The sequence below is a fragment of the Flavobacterium faecale genome (genome assembly GCF_003076455.1).
Lineage (GTDB): Bacteria > Bacteroidota > Bacteroidia > Flavobacteriales > Flavobacteriaceae > Flavobacterium > Flavobacterium faecale.
This window is the reverse complement of the sequence record NZ_CP020918.1, coordinates 3,222,875-3,249,830: the sequence shown is the minus strand read 5'-3', so window position 1 is coordinate 3,249,830 and position 26,956 is coordinate 3,222,875. Positions and strand designations below refer to the sequence as shown.

General features: G+C 33.4%; 22 protein-coding genes. 10 read left to right on the top strand and 12 right to left on the bottom strand.

What is annotated here, in order from left to right; translation table 11 throughout:
* Window positions 1-134: 134 nt before the first annotated feature.
* From ung to FFWV33_RS13855, 5 genes are all read left to right on the top strand, one after another.
* On the top strand, window positions 135-806 hold the full coding sequence (gene ung, locus FFWV33_RS13875; RefSeq protein ID WP_108741468.1) for a uracil-DNA glycosylase: 672 nt from the start codon (window positions 135-137) through the stop codon (window positions 804-806).
* A 416-nt stretch (window positions 807-1,222) separates the two neighbouring features.
* On the top strand, window positions 1,223-1,873 hold the full coding sequence (locus tag FFWV33_RS13870; protein ID WP_108741467.1) for a DUF4331 family protein: 651 nt from the start codon (window positions 1,223-1,225) through the stop codon (window positions 1,871-1,873).
* Window positions 1,874-1,931: 58 nt separating this feature from the next.
* On the top strand, window positions 1,932-2,486 hold the full coding sequence (locus FFWV33_RS13865) for a DUF4331 family protein (protein WP_108741466.1): 555 nt from the start codon (window positions 1,932-1,934) through the stop codon (window positions 2,484-2,486).
* A gap of 112 nt (window positions 2,487-2,598) precedes the next feature.
* Window positions 2,599-3,894, top strand: coding sequence for a tetratricopeptide repeat protein (locus FFWV33_RS13860; RefSeq protein ID WP_108741465.1), 1,296 nt, complete (start codon window positions 2,599-2,601; stop codon window positions 3,892-3,894).
* 3 nt (window positions 3,895-3,897) lie between these two features.
* Window positions 3,898-6,111, top strand: coding sequence for a TonB-dependent receptor (locus FFWV33_RS13855; RefSeq protein ID WP_108741464.1), 2,214 nt, complete (start codon window positions 3,898-3,900; stop codon window positions 6,109-6,111).
* Between the two features lie 91 nt (window positions 6,112-6,202).
* Here the strand turns inward: FFWV33_RS13855 and FFWV33_RS13850 are convergent, their stop codons facing one another.
* Complete coding sequence (locus tag FFWV33_RS13850; RefSeq protein WP_108741463.1) at window positions 6,203-6,850, bottom strand: DUF2306 domain-containing protein; 648 nt, start codon at window positions 6,848-6,850, stop codon at window positions 6,203-6,205.
* A gap of 1,006 nt (window positions 6,851-7,856) precedes the next feature.
* On the opposite strand from FFWV33_RS13850, the gene FFWV33_RS13845 reads away from it, so the two are divergent.
* A complete protein-coding gene (locus FFWV33_RS13845) occupies window positions 7,857-9,938 on the top strand; it encodes a M1 family metallopeptidase (protein WP_108741462.1) in 2,082 nt (693 codons plus the stop codon).
* A gap of 1 nt (window position 9,939) precedes the next feature.
* On the opposite strand, the gene FFWV33_RS13840 is transcribed toward FFWV33_RS13845, so the two are convergent.
* Window positions 9,940-10,461 carry a DUF7935 family protein gene (locus FFWV33_RS13840; RefSeq protein ID WP_108741461.1) on the bottom strand — a complete coding sequence of 174 codons (522 nt, stop codon included), beginning with the start codon at window positions 10,459-10,461 and terminating at the stop codon, window positions 9,940-9,942.
* 106 nt (window positions 10,462-10,567) lie between these two features.
* Here FFWV33_RS13840 and FFWV33_RS13835 point away from each other — a divergent pair, with 106 nt between their 5' ends.
* Window positions 10,568-11,338 (top strand): sulfite exporter TauE/SafE family protein, encoded by a 771-nt coding sequence (locus FFWV33_RS13835; protein WP_108741460.1) that lies wholly within the window; start codon window positions 10,568-10,570, stop codon window positions 11,336-11,338.
* 23 nt (window positions 11,339-11,361) lie between these two features.
* Here FFWV33_RS13835 and FFWV33_RS13830 read toward each other — a convergent pair whose 3' ends face one another.
* From FFWV33_RS13830 to hxpB, 6 genes are all read right to left on the bottom strand, one after another.
* A complete protein-coding gene (locus tag FFWV33_RS13830; RefSeq protein WP_108741459.1) occupies window positions 11,362-12,534 on the bottom strand; it encodes an MFS transporter in 1,173 nt (390 codons plus the stop codon).
* A gap of 195 nt (window positions 12,535-12,729) precedes the next feature.
* Window positions 12,730-13,566, bottom strand: coding sequence for a hypothetical protein (locus FFWV33_RS13825; protein ID WP_108741458.1), 837 nt, complete (start codon window positions 13,564-13,566; stop codon window positions 12,730-12,732).
* Between the two features lie 54 nt (window positions 13,567-13,620).
* Entirely contained in the window at window positions 13,621-14,451 is an 831-nt protein-coding gene (locus FFWV33_RS13820; protein WP_108741457.1) for a mechanosensitive ion channel family protein, read from the bottom strand.
* Window positions 14,452-14,631: 180 nt separating this feature from the next.
* Entirely contained in the window at window positions 14,632-16,374 is a 1,743-nt protein-coding gene (locus tag FFWV33_RS13815) for an APC family permease (protein WP_108741456.1), read from the bottom strand.
* Between the two features lie 302 nt (window positions 16,375-16,676).
* The gene (locus tag FFWV33_RS13810; RefSeq protein ID WP_108741455.1) at window positions 16,677-17,144 is read right to left on the bottom strand and encodes a nuclear transport factor 2 family protein; all 468 of its coding nucleotides are present in this window, start codon (window positions 17,142-17,144) and stop codon (window positions 16,677-16,679) included.
* A 234-nt stretch (window positions 17,145-17,378) separates the two neighbouring features.
* Window positions 17,379-18,023 (bottom strand): hexitol phosphatase HxpB, encoded by a 645-nt coding sequence (gene hxpB, locus FFWV33_RS13805; RefSeq protein WP_159086027.1) that lies wholly within the window; start codon window positions 18,021-18,023, stop codon window positions 17,379-17,381.
* Window positions 18,024-18,226: 203 nt separating this feature from the next.
* On the opposite strand from hxpB, the gene FFWV33_RS13800 reads away from it, so the two are divergent.
* The 3 genes from FFWV33_RS13800 (at window position 18,227) to FFWV33_RS13790 (ending at window position 22,103) form a co-directional block, all read left to right on the top strand.
* Window positions 18,227-18,970 carry a hypothetical protein gene (locus tag FFWV33_RS13800; RefSeq protein ID WP_108741453.1) on the top strand — a complete coding sequence of 248 codons (744 nt, stop codon included), beginning with the start codon at window positions 18,227-18,229 and terminating at the stop codon, window positions 18,968-18,970.
* 617 nt (window positions 18,971-19,587) lie between these two features.
* A complete protein-coding gene (locus tag FFWV33_RS13795; RefSeq protein ID WP_108741452.1) occupies window positions 19,588-21,504 on the top strand; it encodes a DUF294 nucleotidyltransferase-like domain-containing protein in 1,917 nt (638 codons plus the stop codon).
* A 2-nt stretch (window positions 21,505-21,506) separates the two neighbouring features.
* Complete coding sequence (locus FFWV33_RS13790; protein ID WP_108741451.1) at window positions 21,507-22,103, top strand: 3'-5' exonuclease; 597 nt, start codon at window positions 21,507-21,509, stop codon at window positions 22,101-22,103.
* On the opposite strand, the gene FFWV33_RS13785 is transcribed toward FFWV33_RS13790, so the two are convergent.
* The 4 genes from FFWV33_RS13785 to fabG all read right to left on the bottom strand — a co-directional run bounded on the left by FFWV33_RS13785 (window position 22,096) and on the right by fabG (window position 26,906).
* Entirely contained in the window at window positions 22,096-23,061 is a 966-nt protein-coding gene (locus FFWV33_RS13785) for a YeiH family protein (RefSeq protein WP_108741450.1), read from the bottom strand. The two genes, FFWV33_RS13790 and FFWV33_RS13785, sit on opposite strands and share 8 nt — an antisense overlap.
* A 72-nt stretch (window positions 23,062-23,133) precedes the next feature.
* Complete coding sequence (locus FFWV33_RS13780; RefSeq protein ID WP_108741449.1) at window positions 23,134-24,030, bottom strand: LysR family transcriptional regulator; 897 nt, start codon at window positions 24,028-24,030, stop codon at window positions 23,134-23,136.
* Window positions 24,031-24,057: 27 nt separating this feature from the next.
* The gene (locus tag FFWV33_RS13775) at window positions 24,058-26,085 is read right to left on the bottom strand and encodes a hypothetical protein (protein ID WP_108741448.1); all 2,028 of its coding nucleotides are present in this window, start codon (window positions 26,083-26,085) and stop codon (window positions 24,058-24,060) included.
* A gap of 74 nt (window positions 26,086-26,159) precedes the next feature.
* On the bottom strand, window positions 26,160-26,906 hold the full coding sequence (gene fabG, locus FFWV33_RS13770; protein WP_108741447.1) for a 3-oxoacyl-[acyl-carrier-protein] reductase: 747 nt from the start codon (window positions 26,904-26,906) through the stop codon (window positions 26,160-26,162).
* Between the last annotated feature and the right edge of the window lie 50 nt (window positions 26,907-26,956).

Genomic DNA, 26,956 nt, shown 5'->3' with positions numbered 1-26,956 from the left:
GCAAAAATAGTTAATACAAAAGATTATTAGCTAGTCCTTCACTAAGTTTTCACAAATGTTTAAAGCAAATACTTTTTATTCTTTATGGATCCTTATTATTTCTCTCCTTATCTTTGTTTACTAATATTTTGAATATGCCATTTAAATTACCATCCGACTGGGGGAAAATTTTTAAAGATGAAATGTACAAACCTTACTTTTTGGCCCTAGAACAAGATGTTAAAAAAGAGTTCCAAGAAAACCAATGTTTTCCGCCTCAGGATTTAATTTTTGCTGCTTTTTCACATTGTTCTTTTTCTAATTTGAAGGTGGTTATTATTGGTCAAGATCCATATCACGGAGAAGGAGAAGCCAATGGATTGAGTTTTTCTGTAAACGATGGTGTTCGTATTCCGCCCTCTTTACGAAACATCAATCGTGAATTGTGTGATGATTTAGATTCCATTTTTTTACCCACTTCAGGCAATTTGGAGCATTGGGCAAAGCAAGGAGTGTTGCTACTTAATGCTGGATTAACCGTGCAAAAAGACAAGCCGAACAGCCACAAACACTTGAAGTGGAATCTTTTTACCGATGCTATTATTCAGAAAATTTCAGACGAAAAAGAAAATGTTGTCTTTTTACTCTGGGGCGGCTTTGCACACAAAAAAGGAGCTAAAATTGACCGCACAAAACATCTGGTTTTAGAATCGGGGCATCCATCACCCATGAGTGCTAACCAAGGTAAATGGTTTGGAAATAAACATTTTAGCCAAACCAACTCTTATTTAAAATCAAAAGGGCTTCAAGAAATAGCTTGGTTGTAGTGCTTTACCACAACCTTTACTTTATACTCTCAATTTTCGAAAGATAAAATGTTCTATCTCGAAAATGGAGAAGGTTTGCATGTTCGTTACATATATATAGGTATAAGCAAATTTCTTTTCACAAATGTATCCTTGATAAGCACTTTAGTAGTTGCTTTTTATCGAAAGTGATCTTTAGATTCATAAAATCTTCCTTAATACTTCAATTTTCCCCATCGAACTAGAGATTAATTCGAAATAAAATACTCTTTTGAAGTCTAAACTCATTTTTTCTTATTAATAATTTTGATTTTTTTCACATTTTAAAATATTGATTATCAGAGTTTTGGAAAATAAATTGAAATTCTTTAACTTATTTTAAAACCATAACAATCAATCTCTCGTAAATCCTATTATAACCATTAAAAATTTATACAATGAAAAAGTCAAAAATGATTTTAGGAATGTCGCTAGTAGCGATTACGGGATTAACATTGGTTGCAGCTGATCACATCGATGCTCCATCTGTAACAGGAAACGCATCTGATATCACAGATTTTTATGCATTTCAAGGGCAAGACACCAACAACATGGTTTTTGCAGTTAATACTCAAGGACTTTTAAGTCCAAACGCGACTGGAGCGGCTGCATTTAATGAGAATGTAATGATCGAAGTAAATATCGACAATACAGGAGACAACAAAGAAGACTTGGTAATTCAAGCTATTAAAAGAGGTGACAAAATGTACTTTTTTGGACCTTACGCGCCATCTGTAACAGGAAAAACGAGTACAATTGATATCTCAAAAGCTTCTGGAAGCGTGGCTATATCTAAATATGGTGCTACAGCAATCACTTCTACAGAAAACGGAATGAAATTTTTTGCAGGACCAAGAGACGATCCATTTTTCTTTGATTTAGGTCAATACCAAGATGTTTTATCTGGAAAAGCTACAGGTTTCAAAACTACAGGAGTTGATACTTTTGCAGGTACAAATGTTTTATCTATTGTGGTTGAAGTGCCTAAAACTAAATTAGGAACGGCTGCAAAGTTAAATACTTGGGTTGAAACTAAGAAAAAACAATAAGTTAAGAATAGTTCAAAGAATTTAGATTTAAAAAACAAACATTCAAAATAAAGATATTATGAGTACTATAAAAAATATAAAATTGATGACACTTGCTCTAGTAAGTGCGGTAGGAGCAGTAAGCTGTGATAAAAATGACAACAATGATAACGCAACGGCAGCTGTAGATTTCTCAGGAACTTATACACAACAAGATCAAATGGGTAGACCAGCGATCAACACCGTTTTTGTAGCATCAGGACAACCAAAAGATGATTTTAATGGAACTATACCTTCAGAAATGGGCGCAAAATACCGATCAGTTTTCAAAACAAGACTTTTGGCTTTGAATAGTGGTTACACAACAAACGCTTTAACATTAAACGCAGATGCTTTTACAGGTGTTCTTGCAACAGATGTTTTGGGAGTTAGCACTACAGGTAAGACAACCTTTTTTGACGGAACCAATGTTTTAACTGGTAGAGCTTTAGGTGATGACGTTATTGATACCGAATTATTACTGATTTTTGGTGGACCTAATGGAACTGCTAATGCAGGTTTAACTAAGGACAATGTAAATAAAAATGATAAAGACTTTACTGCAGCTTTTCCATATTTGGCAACTGCTTGGTAAGATATAAATTTCCTTTTTCAAATGAACAGAGTGTTTGCCGTTTTATAGCGCACTCTGTTTTTTTTTACCCAATGATTACAAAACAAACAAATTCATATACATACTAAATATTATGAAAACAATCCACCACATACTAGCAATTACAGCAGCCACATTGTTGCTTGTATCTTGCAACGATACTAAAAAACAAATTACAAATCCTAATGATTATAAGTCCTTTCTAGAAATTAAAGGGAACAAAGAAATGGATTTTGCACTTGAAGAAATTAAATTTTGGGAAGCTAAATACCAAGCAGATACCATTCAAAAATCATATTTAGGCATTATTGCTGCCAAATATTCTAACTTATTTCAATACACCGGCGACATTAAAGATTTGTACAAAGCCGATGAATTATTATCGAAATCAAACAAAGCTAGCGATTATACCAAAGTAGGTACACTACGTTCTCTGGCTCGAAATTATATTGCTCAACACCGTTTTAAAGAAGCACTGAAGCTTGCAAATAAAGCTTTTGCCATTGGTGAAGGGCGCGCTGAATCTCAGAAATTGTTATTTGATGTTCAAATGGAATTGGGTAACTACGACATTGCTTTGGCAAATTTGGAAGCTATAAAAGACATGAATGATTATGATTATCTCATTCGATTAGCAAAATGGAACGATCACAAAGGAGATCTTGACACTGCGATTACCTTTATGGAAAAAGCGAGAACCATAGCCGAAAAAGAAGATAATAAAACATTAAAAATTTGGTCGTATTCTAATCTAGGCGACTTTTACGGTCATGCAGGAAGGGTACAAGATTCGTACGATAGTTATTTAAAAACATTGGAATTAGACCCTAACTATTCGTATGCATTAAAAGGGATCGCTTGGATTGTTTTTTCGCACGAGAGAAATACCACTGAAGCGAAAAGAATTATCGAAACGATCGAAAAACACCATAATACACCAGACTTTTTATTATTAAAATCTCAAATTACTGCATTTGCTGGCAACAAACAAGAAGCAAAAAGCTATGAAATGGACTATTTTGATATGTTGGCGAAAAATAATTATGGCGCTATGTATAACAAATACAACACATTAGTATACGCTGATGATAAAACAACTGCAATCAAAGCGCTCGAAATAGCAAGAATTGAAGTAGATCATCGTCCAACTCCCGATTCTTATGATTTGCTTGCTTGGTCGTACTTAAACAATGGTGATCCAGAAAAAGCACTTTCTATTGCTACAGATAAAGTCGCAGGAAAATCATTTGAACCGCATATTCAATATCACTTGGCAATGATTTATAAAGCCAATAATCAGATGAAAAAGGTGCCTTCGATCAAGAAAGAATTAGAAGGAAGTATCTATGAATTAGGACCAGAATTTGAAGCTAAAATACAAAAATTGTAAATTATGAAAACCCTTTATATACTTGTTTTTTCATTTTTGTCTTTGACTGTAAGTGCACAAAAAAGTACAGGAAAGGTAGTTGATGAAACAGGGAATCCCATTGAGAATGCTTATTTATTTAATAATGAGACCGATGCACATGCTCATACAAACCAATTTGGTGTTTTTGTAATCGAAAAAACTGCAATTGGACAAAATCTTACTGTTACCGCTTTTGGTTTCAAAAAAGTAAATTATAGTATCAGTTCTAATGAGACGATAATGGTCATGCAGGATGCTATTTTTAAATTGAACGAAATTATAATCGAGCCTAAGTTATCTGCCATGAATGCCATTTCAAAAATTGATTTGTCTACAGCGCCAGTGAACTCATCTCAAGAAATTTTGCGCAAAGTACCTGGTTTATTTATTGGACAGCATGCCGGTGGCGGAAAAGCAGAACAAATATTTTTGAGAGGATTTGATATTGATCACGGTACCGATTTGGCTATTTCTGTAGACGGAATTCCGGTAAACATGGTCTCACATGCACACGGACAAGGATATGCCGATTTGCATTTTGTGATTCCAGAAACGGTTGAAAAAATCGATTTTGGTAAAGGTTCGTATTATGCAGATAAAGGTGATTTTGCCACTGCAGGATATGTTGCTTTTCAAACTAAAGAGAAATTAGACAAAAGTTTAATTAGCCTTGAAGTAGGGCAGTTCAATACCCAACGGTTGGTTGGAATGTTCAATTTGTTAGGAAACCAAAAAAAGCAGTCGGCTTACATAGCTACAGAATATATTTTGACTGATGGCCCTTTTGATAGTCCTCAAAATTTCAATCGTGTAAACTTGCTAGGAAAATATACCACTTTGATAGATGAGAACAGCAAATTTACCTTAACAGCTTCACGTTTCTCTAGTCGCTGGGATGCTTCTGGCCAAGTGCCACAGCGTTTAATTGATCAAGGACTAATTTCGAGATTTGGTGCAGTTGATAATACAGAAGGAGGAAATACAGCTCGAACTAATATCAATGCTGCGTTGGTTAAATCAATTGATGAGAATATATTTGTGAAGGCAAATGTATATTATTCTAAATATGATTTTGAATTGTACTCCAATTTTACCTTTTTCTTGGATGATCCTATCAACGGTGACCAAATTAAACAGAAAGAAAATCGGTCGATTTACGGACTTAATTCTGAACTGAACAAAAAATTAAAATTCAGTGACTGGAATGTTTTATTGCAAGTGGGAGCAGGTTTTAGAGCTGATGCTACAGTAGACACAGAACTTTCGCATACAAAAGGCAGAACAACACTGATTAACCCAGTAAAATTGGGAGATATCGAAGAAGTAAATGGTTTCAATTACTGGAATGCTGAATTCAGACATGGAAAATGGCTTATCAATCCAGCGGTACGTTTTGATTATTTCAAATTTAATTACCAAGATAAATTAGCAGCGACCTACGCTACGCAATCAGATTCTAAATTTAAAGTTTCGCCAAAATTGAACTTTATTTATTCAGAGAATAATAGTTTACAATTCTTTTTCAAAACTGGATTTGGTTTTCATTCGAATGATGCAAGAGTGGTGGTAGAGAATAACGGAAAAGAAATTTTGCCTACCTCAATAGGATTCGATCTAGGCTCAATTTTCAAAGTTACGCCAAAGTTGCTAGTCAATACCGCTTTATGGGCTTTGTACCTACAACAGGAATTTGTATATGTGGGTGATGCAGGTATTATTGAGCCAAGTGGACGAACAAAAAGAATGGGTGCCGACTTAGGAATTCGTTACCAAATGACCGATTATTTGTTTTTTAATACCGATTTAACGTACACCTATGCTAGAAGTATTGATGAGCCATCGGGCCAAAATTATATTCCTCTAGCACCTGATCTTACTGCTACGGGTGGACTAAGTTTTCAAAAATGGAATGGCTTTTCTGGCGGAATACATTATAGGCATTTAAAAAACCGTCCTGCAAATGAAGATAATTCTATTGTAGCAAAAGGGTACGGTATTGTAGATTGCAACATTAACTACGAACTTCAAAACGTGACTTTTGGTCTATCAGTAGAAAATTTATTCAATAAAGAATGGAATGAAACTCAATTTGCAACCGAATCAAGATTGCAAAATGAAACTGCTAGTGTAGACGAAATTCATTTTACACCAGGAACACCTTTCTATTTAAAAGGAAAAATAAGTTATAGATTTTAGAGATTGATTTTTGTTTGTTTTGAAAGGTCTAGTGTTTTTAGTATGGCACTAGGCCTTTTTATTTTCTTCTCCATCCACTAAATGTAAATATTTAATTGGAAGTCGTTTTTAATTTTCTTGTCCAATAAATGATATAAGCCGTCCCGATAACTGTTGGGGCAATCCAAACGAATAAGGTACCAATGTGAAGACCTGCAACCATAAAAGCAGTCACAGACGCAATTAATGCACCAACCATACGACCAATATGACTTTTTAACCAAGCTTTTTTATTTTCTTTAAAACTTCTAAAATTTTTAAAATCCTTTATTGTCAAGGATAAACCTATGCTTCCAAATAAAATATAGAGAATACTATTGTCTACATTTTGCATTAATCCAATTATGCCCAATGCTGCCATAATAACGGATGTTACAAGCATAATCCCCGAAATTGAAATATCAATATAGTCTGCTTTTAATTTCGATTTATTCTTGAAGGTCAAAGCTCTATTGCCGGTGAGCACCATATAGATAGTTAAGACTCCAATCAAGAATAAAAATAAGTTATTATGATTAGGTAGCATTGCCACCACAAGCGAAATCAAAGAACTTATTACCATCGAATATGAAAATATTCTCCCAAGATATTTGTGTAATGCATTTCCTTTTTTTAGAATAAAATTCCCAATCCCGCTAATTAATCCAATTCCGCCAAAAAAGGCGTGAATATAAATCATAATTTTTATCGTTGCTTCCATTTTCAATTATTTTAGTTTGACCATTCAAAAGTCGTATTATTAGCTCGTTTTATAAATTAAACAATTCCCAACTGTCCATTATTAAGGATGAACTGTCTATTTATAACTCACTATTTCAGAATCAAAATGTAAGTTACTAAAAACCAAAGCCAAACCAAAATGGATACAAAATTATCATTTACTATATATTAGTTAGCTACCTACTTATTGTAGTGTGGTTTATCACCAATGTCACAGATTCAGCGAATTTGTGAAAATCTATGAAATTCGTCTCAAAAACTCATAGAAGTCCATCAAACCATATTTGTGTAATTATTTCAAATCAGCATAAACCCAAACAATTTGTGCAAATCTGTGAAATTCGTGTCCAAAACTCAAACCAGTCCAAAAATCCAAATCTATTTAATTAATTATAGATCACCACAAACCCAAACAATTTGTGCAAATCTGTGAAATTCGTGTCCAAAACTCAAACCAGTCCAAAAATCCAAATCTATTTAATTAATTATAGATCACCACAAACCCAAACAATTTGTGCAAATCTGTGAAATTCGTGTCCAAAACTCGCTGCAGTTCACCAAAAAAATCTGTGTAATTATTTATAGAGCACCACAAACCCAATCCATTTGTGAAAATTCGTGAAATTCGTGTCTAAAACACATAGCAGCACATCGGTCCAAATCTGTGTAATTATTTAAAGTTCACCATAAGCCCAATTAATTTGTGAAAATCTGTGAAATTCGTGTCCAAATCTCAAAGCAGGACATCGATAAAAATCTGTGTAATTATTTAAAGTTCACCACAAACCCAAAGCATTTGTGCAAATCTGTGAAATTCGTGTCAAAAACTCAAAATAGCACATTGATTGAAATCTGTGTAATTATATACAGATCAATACAGACCCAAAGCATTTGTACAAATATGTATAATTCGTGTCCAAAACTCACAGCATTTCATCAAACAAGAAAAAGCTTTTGTAACTTTGAATTTTTAAAAAGATAGTCAAATGAAATACCTTTTGTTGTTTGTTTCTTGTTTTGCTTTAGGTCAACAAATTCAAAACGTAGATTTTGTGCGTTGTACCGCAAAATTACAACTGAATACCGTTGAAAAGTCCGTTTATGGACAAGTACAATATGACTTTAAAGTACTTCAGCCAACAGACACCATCAAATTGGATGCACAAAAAACAGTTTTTAGTCAAGTCGCTATAAACGGTAAATCCTTACCATTTATTCAGACGGACAAAGAACTGAAAATTATAGGACCTTTTCGAAAAGGAAAATACAAGCTAACTTTCGATTATAAAGCCTATCCCAAGCAAACTTTGTATTTTGTAGGTGACTTTCAAGCAGGAACCGCTAGCCAAATTCCGTCACAAATTTGGACACAAGGGCAGGGACGATATACAAGTAATTGGTTTCCTAGTTTTGATGATGTCAACGAAAAAGTAATTTTTAATCTCGAAATAGCTTTCGAAAATGGTTATGAAGTAGCTTCAAACGGAATTTTGAAAAGTAAAAAAGTATCCGGTCAAGAAACCATTTGGCGATATGAAATGAAAAAGCCAATGAGTTCGTACTTATTGATGCTCGGAATAGGGAAGTATGATATCTACCATGGTAAATCAGCAAGCGGAATCCCGCTAGAGCACTATCTTGAAAAACCCGACGCCTCCACGTATGAAACCACTTATCGTGACTCAAAAGAAATTTTCGATTTTCTCGAACATAAGATAGGTTTGAAATATCCTTGGAAAGTATATCGTCAAATTCCGGTGCGTGACTTTTTGTATGCGGGAATGGAAAACACCTCTTCTACAATTTTTTCTAGTCGCTATGTTGTAGATTCCATAGGATTTGCAGATCGTTCGTATACCAATGTTAATGCGCACGAGCTAGCGCACCAATGGTTTGGTGATTTGGTCACCGCTACATCAGGGAAACACCATTGGCTGCAAGAAGGTTTTGCAACATATTATGCACTTTTGGCCGAACGAAAATTGTATGGTGACGACTATTTTTATGGTAAAATGTATGAAATGGCACAACAAATAAAATATGCCTCTCGTACTGACACGATTCCGATTCTAAACGAAAAAGCTAGTTCTTTAAGTTTTTATCAAAAGGGAGCGTGGGCGTTATTTGTTTTAAAAGAAGAAATGGGTTCAGCAAATTTTGAAAAGGCAGTAAAAAGATATCTGAAAAAGTATAAATATAAGACAGTTGATACTCAAGATTTTTTTAATGAAGTTAGAAAAGTATCCAAATATGATTTAGTAAATTATAGTAAAGTATGGCTTGAAGATTATAAGTTCAATACACAACAAGCCAATGAATTGCTGTTAAAAAATCCTATGATGCAGTTGTTGTTTAGTGTCGAAAGTAAAAAAAATGAACCGCTGTCTAGTAAGCAAGAATTTTTTAAAAATATTCTAGCATCGAATGCTTCGATTGTGGTTAAAAAAGCCATTCTTAATCAACTTAAAAATGAAAAATGGGATGACAAAAAAGCACTTTTATCAGTGGCTTTAGAAAGTGATGATATTGAAATTCGACAACAAATTGCTGCTTCAACCTCAAAAATACCTCTTGATTATCAGGAACAATTTGAGACCTTATTGGATGATAAGTCCTATCAAACCCAAGAAATCGCTTTGCTCCAACTCTGGCGAAATTTTCCAGAAAAACGTTTTGACTACTTAAACAAGTCACAAAAATGGATAGGATTTAATGACTATAATTTACGAACACTTTGGTTGTCATTAGCCTTGTCAACTGCCGGTTATAGCGAAGATAAAGCACCATTAATTGAGGAATTAATTCAGTATGCAAGCCCACAATACGAGGCAATTACAAGACAAAACGCCTTAGAAAAATTGATTGGGTTCAAGATAATCAACGATCAGGTTTTGCTTTACTTGGTAAAATCAACGACCCATCATATGTGGCAGTTTGTAAAGTATGGTAGAGATACAATTCGAAAAATGCTCAAAGAACCTGGCATGAAAGCCTCCTTTGAGCAAATTTTACCAAATCTTAATGAAGCAGAGCGTTTTCAGCTCCAGCGTTTGTTGGACGAGCTGTAATTTACCACAGCTGACTAACCTCTTGTTTGATATAAGCTATCGCTGTACTACTAGGAGATTCTTTGTCAAATAATTCAGTAAGGATAAATGTTCTTAAACTGTCAGCATCTTGTACTTTTTCATTTTTAGCAGCAAGTCTAATCATTTGAATGGTAGCATTTTTGGCCGTCAAAATTACAGACCAACATTGAACAGAAAGGTAAATTTGCTGTGCTAAATTGTGTTCAAATTCTTGTTCAATTTGTGCAATAATGTAGTTTTGATAATCGGCAGTATCAGATGATATGGGGGCTATGCGCACAAGTAATTGTGACGGGTTGATGCGCTCTGCAAACAATATCATGCGCTCGTAGGCTTGCAAACGCAAGGGTAACAACGCAGGCTTGTTTTCTCTTTGCAATAGCCAACGTCTAGTATTTTCTTGGTCTTTAAAATGAGCTGTAAATAGATAGTAGGCAACCCCACCTGTTACTAAAGAGGGAATTGTGTAAGAAAGTAAAGTTATAAGAGGGCTCGCATCCATGGTTTAAAATTTTTAAGCACAAAAATATACTATTTTGTAGAAAATAAATAGACCATTATCAAATAAGGAATGCTATTTTTGTAAATTAATTTTTTCAAAACCAAAGATGGAAACTTATATCTTAATTATGTTGTGCGTAGCTGCTTTGGTAGCCGGTTTTATAGATGCCATTGTAGGCGGTGGTGGATTAATTCAAACCCCTGCAGGACTAATTTTGTTGCCAAATTTACCCGTTTCTACAGTAATAGGCACCTTAAAAATACCCGCTTTTAGTGGTACCTCATTTGCAGCTTTTCAATATTTAAAGAAGGTGACGATGAACTGGCAATTGCTATTCATCATGATGATCGTTGCCTTACCTTCAGCATTTGCAGGTTCTGCACTTTTAACCTATATGAGTAATGATTTCATGAAACCATTGTTACTTTTCATCTTATCCTTATTGGCAATTTATACCTATGCCAAGAAAAATTTTGGTCAACATATCGAAAAACAAATGACCAAACGAGCACAAATTACTAATGCCGTCTTGATCAGTTTTATAGTAGGTATGTACGACGGATTTATTGGTCCTGGTACGGGTAGCTTTTTTGTGGTTGCGTTTATTGCCTTAATGGGATTTGATTTTCTACACGCATCTGCCAATGCCAAAATGGTAAATCTATCTACTAATTTTGGTTCAATAGTGCTTTTTATAATCAAAGGAAAAATCATTTGGATGATTGCTATTCCTATGGCTATTTGCAATGCACTTGGAGGTTGGCTAGGAGCAAAGGTTGCCATCAAAAAAGGAAACGGTTTTATACGTGTTTTCTTTTTGGTTGTTGTCGTAGGTACTTTAATTCGTTTTGCTTACGATGTATTTTGGATCAAATAAATGATACTTATTCTAGCAAATAATTAGCTTGTTGCTATTTCAGCTTTCTTTCGAAGAAAAAATAAACCAATAAGTGGTCCCACCATTAAAATAGTAAAAAGATACGTCTGATTTTCGGCAGTTAAAAAATGACTTATCAATTGAATACTAATAATAGTAACCAAAAATCCAATTGAGTTCACAATCGTAATTATTGATCCACGGCTTTCTTGTGGTGCAGCTTGCGCTATAAGAGTGGAGAAAAGTGGTGAATCTGCAATGACAACATAAGACCAGAAAAATAAAAAGCCTAAAAATAAAACTTCGGAGCTGCTATTTAAAAACAAGGGCGACAGCAAACAACAAAAAGCAGACAAGGACAAAATTAGTATAGAAAGCTTTTTGGTACCAACACTCTTAGACAAATAGCCACTAATTACACAAGCTATACTACCAATTGCAATGATAGAAAAACTGAGCAATGATATATTAGTTCCTACAGACGGATGTTGTGCATAATAATTTTGCAATAATAACGGCACAAAGGTCCAAAAGGCATACAACTCCCACATATGGCCAAAGTAGCCAATAGAAGCTGCCTTTAAGTCCTTGTTTTTAAAAGCTCCGTACATGTTTTTTATCGAAAAGGAACTTCCCTTTGAGCGAAAGGGACCATCTGGAACCATGAAATAAAGTAAAGCACCACCAATTAGTGAAAATAAAGAAGTAGCATAAGCCACATATTGCCAAGGAAGATTTAATGTAAAACTCTTAATCAAATGCGGAAAAGCAGTTCCCAGAACCAGGGCTCCTACTAAATATCCTAATGATTTGCCCAAACCTTCTTGATAATAATCTGCAGCAATTTTGATTCCGATGGGGTAAATTCCAGCAAGAAAAAAACCAGTCATAAACCGAACAGAAAGCAAAACAGTAGGAGTGAGGATTGGCAAAGTTATACCCAAATTAAAAATTGCAGCAAGCACCGCACTCACCAAAAATACCAACGAAGGTGAAAAACGATCTGCAATAGCCAAAAGCGCATATACCAATGTTCCCAAAATAAAACCTAACTGAATAGCACTTGTACTGTGTGCTAAAAAATCACTAGAGACACCTAGTTTCTGAATCAATTCAGGTAAAACTGCATTTCCTGCAAACCAAAGCGAAGTGCAAAGAAATTGAGCTATAACTATAATAAATAATACTTTTTTCATGTTTTTATTCGAAAAGAAGAAGATAAGCTGTTAGTGTTTTATTTTGTGCTTTTTATAAATAAATCTCAAAAGCCCCTACTGGCAACAGGTACGTTAACCATTAGGGACTATGAAATAAAAATTTATAAGGAGTTAATCCGTATATAGTGAAAAGGCATAACCTTTTTTAACGGTTCAAAAGTCTGATACTACACTTTATAATTTAGTATATAATCCAATATTTATAGAAGGAGCAAGGGGAGCATTGTCGTTTCCAAATGCACCAAAAACGGCAAAATTTGCACCAAATTTATCTTGCTTGAACTCATAATTAAATTTGATACCTAATGCATTGTAGGTTTGACGATCCAAATACGATGGCCACTGCGTATTGTTTGAGTCAAAAGCTTTTTCGTCTGAAACTACATTCTTGCTATTAAAAGCTAAAATTAAATGTCCTTTTGGAATGATATTATATCCTACTTCAGCATCTGCTTTTAAATAATCGCTATAACCATTAGACATGTATCCGTAACCAATGTTACCAAAATAATACCATTTACCATGGCTTGTACCCGCAGTTACGTAAGGAACATAAGTGTTTGCAGCAAAACCAGTACTCAAATTTCTACCATCTATACCACTGCCTTTTTCTATCGTATTTGCAATAAAAGTCAAACCAGTACTTATTTTCCAGTTTTTATCTTGAATTTTATATTTCAAACCTAATGTAATATTTCCTAAACCAGATAAATCAGCTGATGTTGAGTTTAAGGTTGATTCAACAGAAACAAATTTATAAGGCAAAACCACAAGTGCTCCCAAGTTGTTAGTCAATCCATATTCTGCATACAATTGGGTAGTTACATCTGAATAATCAGCGTTTAAATCCGTTTTTACACCGCCAATTTGAGCAGTATCGTAAAACAAACCAGAAAAACCGACCTGAACGTAGGCTTTCCCTTTTTCTTTAGTCCAAGGACTTTGAGCGTTACTTGATGTCGAAAATAATGCAATTGCAATAATAGCATATAATGGGGCAAATTTTTTCATAAATATATAATTTACTAGAATAGTCGTTATTTTTTCTAATTCCTGACAAAAAAATTAATTTATTTCAGATGTATTTCCACTATCAAAATGGATAACGCTTTGTGGAAACGGAATTGTAATATTATTTTCTTTGAAAAGTTGAAAGATTTTAATTCTCATATCACTTTTAATGCTTTCGACTCTAAATACATTTTCAGACCAAAATATAATTGAAAAATCCAACGATGAATTTCCAAAATCCATTAATCGTATAAAAGCTTTTGGATCTTTTTGAACACCAATTTGTTGATCAACTGCTTCTTGCAAAATCTTCATAACCAATGGCACATCTGAGCTGTAATCCACACCAACATGCACCTCGAAACGAGAGGACAAATCACTATGTGTCCAATTTATAATTTGGTTGTGTGTCAAATCTGTGTTGGGTAGAATAATGTATTTGTCATCACGTGTGAGCACGGTGGTGGTTCTTAAGTTGATTTCTTTGACAATACAAACCAATCCATTTACTTCAATAATATCGTTTACCTTGACCGATGAATCCACTAGCAAAACAATTCCAGACACAAAATCACTAAATAAATTCTGTAAACCCAAACCAACACCAACCAATAATGCGGCAGAACCGGCAACCAAAACCGATAAATTGAAACCTATAAATTCAAGACTGAAGATAAACGAAAAGAGAAGTACAATATATTTTAATAAATTATAAATCGAATATTTTTTTCCAAGATCAATTTTTTGGGTTTTAAAAATCGCTTTTTTGATCATTTTTAAAAGCAACCATGTACCAAATATAAATGTAATAAGCACTAAAATATTACTGATTCTCACTGAGAAATGTCCTGATTGAAGAAGAGGATAATTTAAAAATTCATTCATATGCAAAGAGTATTGGGGTACAAATAAAAGGGTTACGTGTTTAAGACACTAGAGATCGTATAAAGTCACTTAATAATTTTTTAAAAATTGAAGTATAAATCGTTTTACAAAAAAAGCCAAAGAAAAATTTCGTTTTATAGAAATTATCTTTGGCTTTATAGTTTTACTTTTCGATAAAGATTACATTATCAAACGAACACCACCTAGCTCAGAAACGCGGTAAGAGAAACGGTCTCCTGGCGATCCAATGAACATAAAGTTTTTAGGGATATTCCATTGATTCGACAATTTATCAATTATAGCAGGACCAAATACACCATCAAGTTCGATAAATTCGATGTCGATTTCAGGGTAAGCTCTATCTAATACTTTCAAGTCAGATATCAATAAGGCATGATTTTCATGATCGTTATTGATGTTGACAATTTTTAATTTCTTAGTTGATTCATTATTTTGCACATACTGCATTACTTTGTTGATAATCGCAACATCATCTCCTTTGGTAAAGAAAACAAATTCTTGAGATTCGATTTTCAAATTCATTTTATGTAAATAACGATTACTAAAAATAACCATCTTACGCAAAGGGGTATAAAAATATTCTAGCGCTTCGATTAATAAACGAATTAATAACGTACGATTCAACATGATCGCTACAAAACCAAATGCAGGCACTAGGTATTGCAAAAAGGTATAGAACGAAGAAACATTTAATTTTATATTACCAACAAATGCCGTAACAATCAACGCAACTGCAGCTACCACAGCAATTCCTCTTGCTTTTTCCGGTCTAGGTAATTTGCGTCTTTTAAATTTCAAGAGTAAATTCCCAATTCCAAATAATCCCATTACTGCCAAGAATGAAAATGTATATACACCTGCAAGCGCTACAATGTCTCCTTTGGTAACCAATAAAACGGAGATACATAGAATCAAAAAACTAATAATAATACGGTAATTGGATCCTCTACTATTTTGTTTCAAAAAGTAATTTGGTAAAATTCTATCCAAAGTCATACGATTTAATAATCCAGAAACTCCAACAAATGAAGTTAAAACTGCTCCACACAACACCAAAACAGCATCGATAGAAATCAAATAGGCTAACCATGATCCTCCTGTAGTCGCACCTAAATGTGCCAAAAGTGATTCTTGATGTTCACCAACTTGTGCTAGTGGAATGATACAAATCAACAACAAAGCAATTACAGGATTAAAAAAACTAACAATAGCCCACATGTTACGAAGGGTTTTTGGAAAAACACCAACTTCTTGTTCTTCAACAAAATTGGCAGAACTTTCAAAACCTGAAATTCCTAACATAGCTGCAGAAAATCCTAAAAATAAAGCGTTAACAATCGTACCAGAGGTAATTGGTAAGCTCCAGTTCATGCTAAAAACGTCTAAACCATTCATAAAGATGAACCATACAGAAGCTATTACAAGCAAAGTTAAGGTCGTTAAGTGTGTTATAAAAATAACAACAGCGACAATGGCCGATTCTCCGATACCAACAATGGCAAGACCAGTAAATATGAGTAAAATGATAACAGTAGCAATCGTTATATTGATCCCAGGAGCAATATTATGTAAATAATGCATACCCTCTGACGCAGAAATTACCGCGGTTGCCATATAAGACAAAACCGTAAGTGTTGCAGCTATAGAAGCTAACCTTTTTGATGATGTGTTTAAAAGAACGTTGTAAGCTCCACCATTTAAAGGTAAGGCACCAACAACTTCGCCGTATATTTTTCTAAATAAAAAAAGTACAACGGCTACAAACAATAATGAGATCCATGCATATTGCCCCGCATACATGATCGTAAGCGCAGATACATACAAGCAGGAGGAACTAATATCATTTCCGCAAATTGCCGTTGCTTGTAATTCGTTTAATTTCTTGTGTACTACTTCTTTCATTTTTTTTATTGTATTAAATCGTGTGCAAGATAGTTGTTTGTTAATTATTTCCCAATAATATTCGATTAAATATCGGATACCATTTGCTGAGAATAACTAGGGTAGGTGGTAGGAGAGTGGTATCATTAAACTGTGTTTATAGGATGTAGTACTATACATATGTAGAATGAAATTTTTAAAAAAGAAGCTTGAATATAAAAAAAGAGTTAGCTTTTAATGGAAAAAAAATACCAAGAAATAATGGATTCTAAATTTAAGACAATTTAAAAAAATGATTAATACCTACTTTATAAGTAGCAAGTTTAGCCTAATTTGTATTTTTCTAAAGAAAGCAGCGCACCTTCTTGAATCTTTTTCTGCATAAAGCCTGTCCATCCCAGTAAGGAACCGCTAAGACCTAAAGCTTGGCTAGACCATTTCCAGATATCAAAATCATCAGTATGCTTTACAATTTTTCCGTTTTTAAATTGAAAATTAGCAGTCACAATATTGATTACCTTTTTGTTGGTTGCCGAATAATTGTAAGTTGCTGTCCATCTTGCAGATCCTAAAAAGTCATCTGCTTTTATATCTGCTACCTCAATTTTCATGTTTCCCTTACTTTTTTTGATCAGCATGGACCACATAAGCAAAACATCTTTACCTCTTAATAAACCAAAAATAGGATCCATAAACTTGACATCAGGAGCATAACATACAAACATTGCTGCTGTATCACCTTTGGCAAAAGCCTTATAAAAATCATGTATAATTTGTTCGTTTGCAGTCATTTTAAAGAGCTTTGGTCAGTAAAAATAACAAAAAAAATGTGTATTACCACTTTTACATGATAGATTTATATCTAAAAATACAACAACATTTGTAACTAATAAACTTGCAGCCAAAAAGAAACAAAAATCGACTACGTTGATATGTTTTGAATTGTCTCTTTAAAGATTATGACAAAAATCATCCTATTTAAATGGTAGGAAACACTCAAGTTAGGATTAAATTAATTCAAGAACTTAGGCTTGCAAATAGGTAATAACTTCTAGCATCGAGTTTAATTTTTCATCAGCAAGACTAAAACGAGGATCATTAGGATTTTCAGGAATAACCAAAGTAGTGATTGCAGCAGCTTTTCCGGCAATCATTCCAGTAACGCTATCCTCAAGAATAATACATTGTTGTGGAGTATATCCTAACTTTTTATATACCTTAATATATACTGCTGGGTGAGGTTTTCCAAATTCTTCATTGTCAGCACTTCCAATATGAGTGAAAAAGGAAGCAATTTGCAATTTATCAAATACAGCATCAATAATGCGTAGGCTAGAGGAGGTTGCTAAGGCAATTGTGTATTTATTAGCTACTAAAAAATTAAGTAGCTCGTACAATCCTACTTTAGCGGCACCTTTTTCGGCAATTAATTGTACTACAGCATCCAGAATATTGGTTTCGATTTGTTTGGGATTAACAGTTAAATTGTAAAGTTGACACCATGTAAGAGCTACATCATCAATACGTTTACCCATCGTATATTGAATGCAATCTTGAGCAGTTATAGTAATGTTTTGGGCCGACAAAACTGCAATTTGTGCTTCACGCCAAATCGGTTCAGAATCAATAATAACGCCATCCATATCAAATATAAAAACATTCTTTTTCATGCTCATTGTGTACTATAAATTAGGCAACAAAGCTAACAAATCCTTGTTCAAGATAAAGTTAATTCTGTTCTAAATTTATCAGCAATCGTTAATATAAAATCGTAGATCAATTCAGCTATTTTATCCTCAAATTCCTTGTAAACATATAGTATTGTTTAAATTATTATTATAAAACAGCATATTTGAAAAATTAAATCATAAATATGAAGTTATTCCGTAATCTTAGAAGAAAATTAGTAGTATTCAGTAAGTTCAAATCGTATTTAATTTACGCTATCGGCGAAGTTATTTTAATCACAATTGGAATTTCAATTGCCTGGAAAATTAATAATTGGAACGATATTCGAAAAGATACAATTGTAGAGAGAAAAATCTATATGAATCTTAATGAAGAATTACATTCGAATTTGAGACTTTTAAACAGAGTAATTGATGAGTATCCTGAGCGAATTAAGTACCTTGAAAACACCTTAAACTACGTGGGCAAAGATGAAAAGGATTTATCGCAAGGAGCTAAGGATACTATTGTAAATCTGTTTGATACCGATACCAATTTGATAGAAAATTCAGTTACATCTATAGTACAAACTTCTAAATTTGAGTTATTAGAAAGCAATGATCTTAAAGATTTAATTATTTTATACCCGAATAAACTAGTGAAGTTTAAGGAACAAAATGAGAATATTAAAACGTTAGTGAATGTAAAAATAAAACCCATAATCGAACAGTATATTTCACTAGCAGATAAATTACCGAATGATAATAAGTATAAGACAATTAAAACGTACGGAAGTAAATCAGATTACATTGGTTTATTATCAAATAAGAAATATCAAAATGCCATAATCGGTTGGATTTTGCAAATTAAAAAACAATTAGAAAATGCCAAAACACTGCGTGGAAAAACCAAAGTTTTATGTACTAATCTAAATGAGGAATTAAACTAGCTTATATAATTCGAATAATAAAAGTGCACCGGTAGCTTCAAGATTAGAAATAATTTCTAAGCAAACCTATAGAAGGCCTATAAACTTCAAATTAAGCTCAAAAGCCCCCTCTTTTAAGATGTGTATAAAGTGAACTATAATTTATATTATGTAAAATAGAATGTTTAAAAACCACCTCTTTTCGACTTAATGACTCATCTTTATTCATGAAATCAGCATCATATCTGATTACCTTATTCCTACTTTATGATAGTAGCACACGTATAAAATGAAGTTTTGATAAATTTTCACTTCAATTTATCCAATCACTAGAGATACAATTTTGCTATTAATAAGTAGTTCACATGTTTATTTAAAGGACTAAAATCACTGTAACACTTTTAATTTCTATATAAAAACCTTTTAATAAACAGTTTAGAAGAAATTAATAAGCAATTTTTAAAACAATCATTTTAATGCTAAGCACCAAATTAGTATTCATTATTGATTTTATATTGCTACTTTCCAATTTTTTAGAACGAAATAAATATTTTTGATAAAACCTTGAGAATACACGAAAATTGAATGCTTTGGATGGTTTTATTTAGTAGTTTTGCAACACACAATCCTACATGACTATGAATTCAATTGCTGTACAGATCACCAATTTTTTAAAAGAATATGTTCCTTTTAATCGCTTGAACACCGAAGAATTAGGTGAAATAGCATCTAGTATTCGTGTACTTAATTTAGAAAAAAATAAAACACTTTTTAAAATTAACGATCCCTTACACGACAGTTTTTATGTTGTAGCTTCAGGTTTAGTAAATTTATCCATAATTTCAGATGCTGAAGAAACCATTTTGACCAAATGTCACGAAGGTACTATCTTTGGATTACGACCATTTTTCGCAAAAAATAACTATATCATGACCGCCAAAGCGCGCGAAGAAAGTGTTGTTTATGCAATTCCAATTGCTGTTTTTAGACCATTTGTAGCTAGTAACCCTGATGTACTGAATTTACTCTTAGAAAATTTTTCTGTCGATAAAAGAAATGCGGGTGATAATGAAAATTTCGAGAACAATCTTATTTCTGAGAATTCAATTTTTACGGGTCAGCAAAACGGAATGCAATTTTTTCAGAATCTTTCATTTAACACCAATCCATTAATTACTTCAGGTAATACGGTGATTAAAGAAGTTGCACAGTTAATGGCAGAAAACCGAATGAATAATGCTCTTATTTGCGAAAAAAATATTCCAGTTGGTATTGTGACCGATATGGATATGTCTTCAAAAATTGCGACAGGCCGCTTCCCTATTTCTGATTCTGTTGATGCAATCATGTCCTATCCGGTGATCACAGTTTCAGAAAATGTTTCATTGGCCGAAGCACAATTAATGATGTTGAAACATAATGTGACCCATCTATGCGTGACGATTGATGGCTCTGATAAAACTGAAATTAAAGGAATTATTACCGAACACGATTTGATTTTGGCGCAAGCTAATAATCCTGGTGTCCTCATAAAAGAAATTAAAAGATCACAAAATGCGAGTGAGTTAAAGCAAATTCGCAGGCGATTGGCAGATATTATTCAGTCTTCGATTCAAAAGAACATCCCTTTAACACATATATCAAATATTGCAAGTGAAGTTAATTTTGCTATTTTAAAAAGAGCAGTCGAACAATCAATTTTAGAACTCGGCTCCCCTCCTGCCCGTTTTGCTTGGTTTAGTGTAGGTAGTCAAGCTCGAAAAGAACAATTATTACTTACTGATCAAGAAAGTTTCTTGGTTTTTGAAGATGTTGTTCCCGAAAAATATAAGGCTGTAAAAGATTATTTTGTAGAATTAGCTCAAAAAACCACTGCTAAATTAGAGAAAGTAGGATATGTCATCTGTCCAAACGGACATATTGCAAGCAACATGATTTGGTGTAAATCAGTTTCTGATTGGCTAAAACAATTTGAGTCATGGATGAAAAATCCGGGCGAAAAAAACAATCAAATAAGTAGCATCTTTTTTGATTACGAAATTATTTTTGGTGATCAAAGAATCGAAGAAGCGTTGAATTCTATTGTTTTCGAAAACACTACTAATAATACACTTCTTTACGATTTTTTAGGTAATGATGCGTTGAGAACAAATTCTCCATTAAGTTTTTTCAAGAAATTCTTGGTTGAAGAAGAAGGTCCTTTCAAAGATAAATTTGATATTAAAACACGTGCATTGTTACCGCTTATTGATGGCGCTAGAATGTTTACCATGAGTTTTGGCATCAAAGGAATCAATAATACCTATGTCCGTTTCAAACAATTGGCCATTACAGATCCTAAACATGCTGAAATTTATCTCGACTGTGCGGATGCCTACTTAACCTTGACGAAATTCAGAACTTTGGAAGGAATTAAAAACGACGACAATGGTCAATTCATCAACATCGAAGAATTATCTAAAATTGACCGCGAAAAATTAAAGAATGCGCTTGCTCCAATGAAAGAGCTTGAAGACTTGATTAAACATAAATTTCAATTAACTCAATTTTCTTAATTATGCTAGATTGGTTAAAATCAATGAATAAAGTGTATCCAGAATTCTGGAAAAACTACTTATCCACTTTTAATAAAAAAACAAAACGTTTCGTCGTTCTGGCAACAGAAAGTACGGGCGAGAACCTGCATTCTGATGTTATTTTGACCATCGGCGCTTTCTCTGTGATAGACGACAGTATTCATATTGGTGATAGTTTTGAAACTGTATTAATGCAGTACAAGTTTTTCCATGATAACAAAATGCCTTTTGATTTTATTGTCGAAAGCAAATTGAAAAAAATGGGCGAGCCCGACGCCATGAAAGCATTTATTGATTACTTAGGAAATGCTATTTTGGTAGGACACAATATCAACTTCAGTGTTGCAATGATTAATGCAGCTCTTGAACGCCTTGAGTGTGGGAACTTAAAAAATGAAGCCTTGGATGTGAACATTATGCACCAAAAGCTAATCGAAATTACGGATCAAGATTTTACTTTAGACGAATTATTAGCAACTTACAAAATTCCTAATGAAGAGAAAGGTTCTTCTCCTGATACTGCTTACAGAACTGCTTTGCTTTTTCTAAAACTAAAATCAAGATTAGGAATCAAATAAAGTAGCGAATTGTAACTAGTGACAAAGAAGCGATAAAAATCCATAATAGTACTCCATGAAATAATGGTTTTAATCCAACGGCTGCCAAAACACTGAAATTTAGACCCGAACCTATCAAAAACAAAGTGATGGTTAAACCCACTTTTGCCCAAAGTACAATTGTTGGTGCCACAGTTGAAATGTCTGTAAAATAGGTATTCAAAAGCATGGCAATTATAAAGAAACCTATAAAGTAAGGTATTTTAATTTTTGAAGACTTATTTTTAAAAGTAATTGTTGTAATCAAAGCTATCGGAATAATCCACAAAGCTCTTGCCAACTTTACTGTGGTGGCAATTGACAAAGCTTCAGGTCCGTACTTGTTGGCTGCACCTACAACCGAACTCGTATCATGTATAGCGATGGCACACCATAAACCAAATTCTTGTTGGCTTAACTGTAAATAATGTCCAATAGCAGGGAATAAAAATAAAGCAATAGAGTTTAAAATAAAGATCACTCCCAGTGCCACAGAGGTCTGTTTTTCATCTGATTTTATAATTGGAGCGATCGCTGCAATTGCACTTCCACCACAAATTGCCGTACCGCAAGAAATTAAGTGAGTAGTTTTTTTGTCCATCATGAACCATTTTCCTAAAAATAGTCCAATGGTAATTGTGCTTGCAATAGAGACAACGGTAAACAAAAAACTAGTAGAACCAATGGCAATCGCCTGATACGCATTCATGCCAAATCCCAACCCTACCACCGAAAACTGCAGTAGATAGCGAATAGCAATGTGATTAAAAGGCAAAAAAGGATGCCCAGAAACATTGGCTACTACCAGTCCTAGCAATAATGCTATGGGTGGAGTGACCTCATTGGTGAAGCAAACAATTAATAAAATAACAAAAATTACTTTTTGTAGATTTGGATTAACTTTAATAAAAGTGGTGCTGTTGTTATCATCTTTTTCCATGCTACTTTCAAATTTTCTTAGTACAAAGGTGCACCACTTTCCTCAATATCCAACATTTAAAATAACTATAACTTATAACTTCAAGTTATAATAACTTGAGAGATTATCGATAAAAAAAGAGGTGAGTTGATTTTGATTTCCTTGAAGCGTGATAATATAAAAAAATCTCTCAATACTTAATTCCGTAACATCAATTACGGTTAGTTCATTGTTTATCAATTCTTTATTCACCGCATGGATAGACATAAACGCCACGCAATCAGAATTTAACAAATACGATTTTATACTTTCAGTACTACCCAACTGCATTTCAATTGTTAGCTTTTGAACTTTGACTCCTTGCTTTTTGAGACTATGTTCGATAACTTCCAAGGTACCAGATCCAACTTCACGAGTCAGAAATTTTAAATACTCTAAGTCTGTTATCGAAATGGGCGTTTTATGCGCTAAGGCATGTGTACTTTTACAAACTAAAACAATTTCGTCTTTTAAAAATTCCTGGTACTTAATGTTGGCATTTCGAGATTGTCCTTCTACTATTCCAACCTCTATCTCTTTGTTAACCAAGGCATTTTCGATTTGCTCTGTATTACCGTTTCGAAGATTTATTTTGATATCTTTTAGTTTCGAATGAAAATCTGCTAATAAGGGTGAAATTACATATTGCGAAATTGTGGTACTTGCCCCAAGTCGAAGTGCACCTTGCCTTTCGTTGGTTAAAGCACTCATTTCGAAATCAATATTTCGATAAATATCAAAAATAGTTTTGCAGTTTTTTAGTAAAACAGCTCCAGCTTGCGTCAGTGCAATTTTGCTTCCCGTTCGATCAAAAAGTTTTATTTTATACTGTTCTTCCAGTTCCTGAATATGTTTGCTTACTGCTGGCTGCGAAATATACAATTCACTTGCGGCCTTGGTAAAGCTCAAGCGATTGGCCACGGTAACAAAAACATGCAGTCTAAAATCCATTTTGATATTATTTTTATCTAAAAAGTACTAGAGTAAACCATTATATTTTCGAACAAACCATTCCGTAGAAAGAAATAACGAAATTAATAGCAACAGCCAATACCATTCGATAATCGGAGATTTGCTTGTAACTTTCTTCTGTATTGCTTTGTAATCTTGATCATTTAAAAGTAATTGTACAAGATTTTCTTTTTGGTTCGGAAAATAAAGCTTCCCTCCTGTCTTAAGCGCCAATTGGGATAATTTTTCCGCATCAGCATTTACAAATTGTTTTTCTATATCAAAATCTAAGATTTCGAACGAATTACTGTAACTACTATTTGTATTTAATTCCTTAACCGAAAAAGTATAAGTCCCAGGCGAAAGACCATCGAGATTGACTTTGAAAGCATTATTAGAACGTAGAAAATCGTAATTTTTTACCTCCTTCGTCTTAGTGTTCTTTACTGCAATGGTAAGATGTGCCTTTTCATCGAATTCATAATTTTTATTGAAAAACTGCGCAGTCATTTCGATAGACTCACCTGAATTATAAAAATTTTCATGACTAACAACTAGTGACTTTTTACTGTTATTTGAAGCTAAAAATTGAATAATCTTGTCTATAAATAAATCATATTTTTCAAAAGACTGATCCTTTACGTGCGTATCTAGACGCCATCTCCAACTATTCTCTCCAAAGAGAAAGGCAGAGCGAATTCCTTGATTTTCTACAAAAGTCAGTAAAGGTGCTTTGGTATCAATATTTCTTATTTTTGATGTAAGTAAATTTGAAACTACAGCTTTGGTTGTAATCGTGCCAAACGGATTTTCTAATGGTGGCAAGGCATCAAAACCAATATCTTCTGCTGCAAATTGATTGAATTGACTCTGAAAACTAGCTGTAAATTCTTCAGGTTGTCCACTCATTTTGAAATCAAAAAGGTTTTGATTCTGGTTCAAAAACATAAAATCAGTATGCGTTCCAGTTACAATCCAACTGTTTATTCTAGCCTTTTTAATTAGATCAAATAGGGTTTTAAAACTACTGTTGGGTTGGTACAAAACACAAACTGAATAGTCTGCTAATGATTTGATATCGTTATGCTTAACGATGGTAACTTTGCGTTGTTTATTAGATTCTATTGCACGTTTAAAAGCTGCAATATCCGGATGAGAAATACTAGAAACTAGCGCTATATTTGTCTTTTGATCTAATACTTCAACTGCAAAATTCTTTGAATTATTATACGTATTTTTTTCCCTTTCTATAGAGCTAATAGTTGCTTTGTACACCATTAACCCTACTCTATCCGCTGGTAAAAGTAGACTAATCGTTTGGCTAGTATTTTCCGGAGAAAATGAAACACTTTGTTTGGCTATAATGGACTTCCCATTTGAAATGCTAACTTCTGCACTACAATTTTTATCTCCTGAATAGGATAAGAAAATTTCAACAGGGAATTTATTTTTTAGAAAAGCATATTTATTTACATTCAGTTGAGCAATCTTCAAATCAAATACTTTTATAGTATCTCCAACGACCACAGGAAATATTTTGTTGGTATCAGAAAAACTATAGGTATAATCACTACCTGCAGTTTGATTACCATCTGTAATTACTACTGTGGGATAGATTTGATTTCGATTGTAATTTTTTAGATTTTTTGCTATACCGTCAAAATTGGTTTGACTCCCTTTAAAATCTAAAGTTGTTGTAGCACTAAATTCTTTGTCAAATTGATAGGTCTGCACTTCGAATTTATCATTCAACTCTTTGCTTTCTTTAAAAAACGAAAAAAGATCCTTTGCTGTTTGTCTAGCGTTTAATACGGCAATAGAGCTAGAATTGTCAATCACAATGGCGAAAGCTGGTTTTTCTATTTCTAGTTTGCTAGTTGTAATTACAGGGTTGATCAAAAGTAAAAAAAGACCAAACAAGGATAAAAAACGAATAAAAGCCAAAAACAAATTCAGTTTTGATTTGCTTTTGGCTTTGTATATGTATTGAAAAAATGACAATCCTCCTGCCAATAGCAAAGAAAGTATAAGAAGTAGGATTGTAGCTGCAGTCATATTTAGTAATATAATTTCATTTAAAAGTCGCGGTTATCAATAGTATGCTATAAACCGAGACTATCAACTGTTTACTAAGTTAGCATTCCTCCACAAACATTAAGTGTTTGACCAGTAATGTATGCACTCATATCTGAAGCTAGGAACAAACATGCGTTAGCAACATCTTCAGTAGTTCCACCACGTTTCAACGGAATACCATCTCTCCATCCTTGCACTACTTCTTCACTTAGTTTTGCAGTCATTTCAGTTTCGATAAAACCTGGAGCAATTGCATTGCAACGAATATTACGTGAACCTAACTCTAGCGCTACAGATTTTGTAAAACCAATTACTCCAGCTTTTGATGCTGCATAATTCGTTTGTCCTGCATTACCTTTTACACCAACTACACTACTCATATTGATAATTGAACCAGCACGTTTTTTCAAAAATGTCTTTTGAACGGCCTTGGTCATATTAAATACAGATTTTAAGTTAACTGCGATAACATTATCAAAATCAGCTTCTGAGATACGCATTAGCAAATTATCTTTAGTGATACCTGCATTATTAATTAAGATGTCAATTGTTCCAAAATCTTCTAGAACTTTGTCAACCAAAAGTTGTGCTTCATTAAAATCAGCTGCATTTGATTGATATCCTTTTGCTTTAATTCCTAAAGCATTTAATTCATTTTCCAATGCCAAAGCAGATTCTACAGATGAACTGTAAGTAAAAGCCACATTAGCTCCATGTTTTGCAAAAACCTCTGCTATTCCCATTCCAATTCCGCGACTTGCACCGGTTATAATCGCCACTTTTCCTTCTAGTAATTTCATGTTCAAAAGTTAGTTTAATTTTTATTTGAAGCTATTCCTGCTATCCGTTA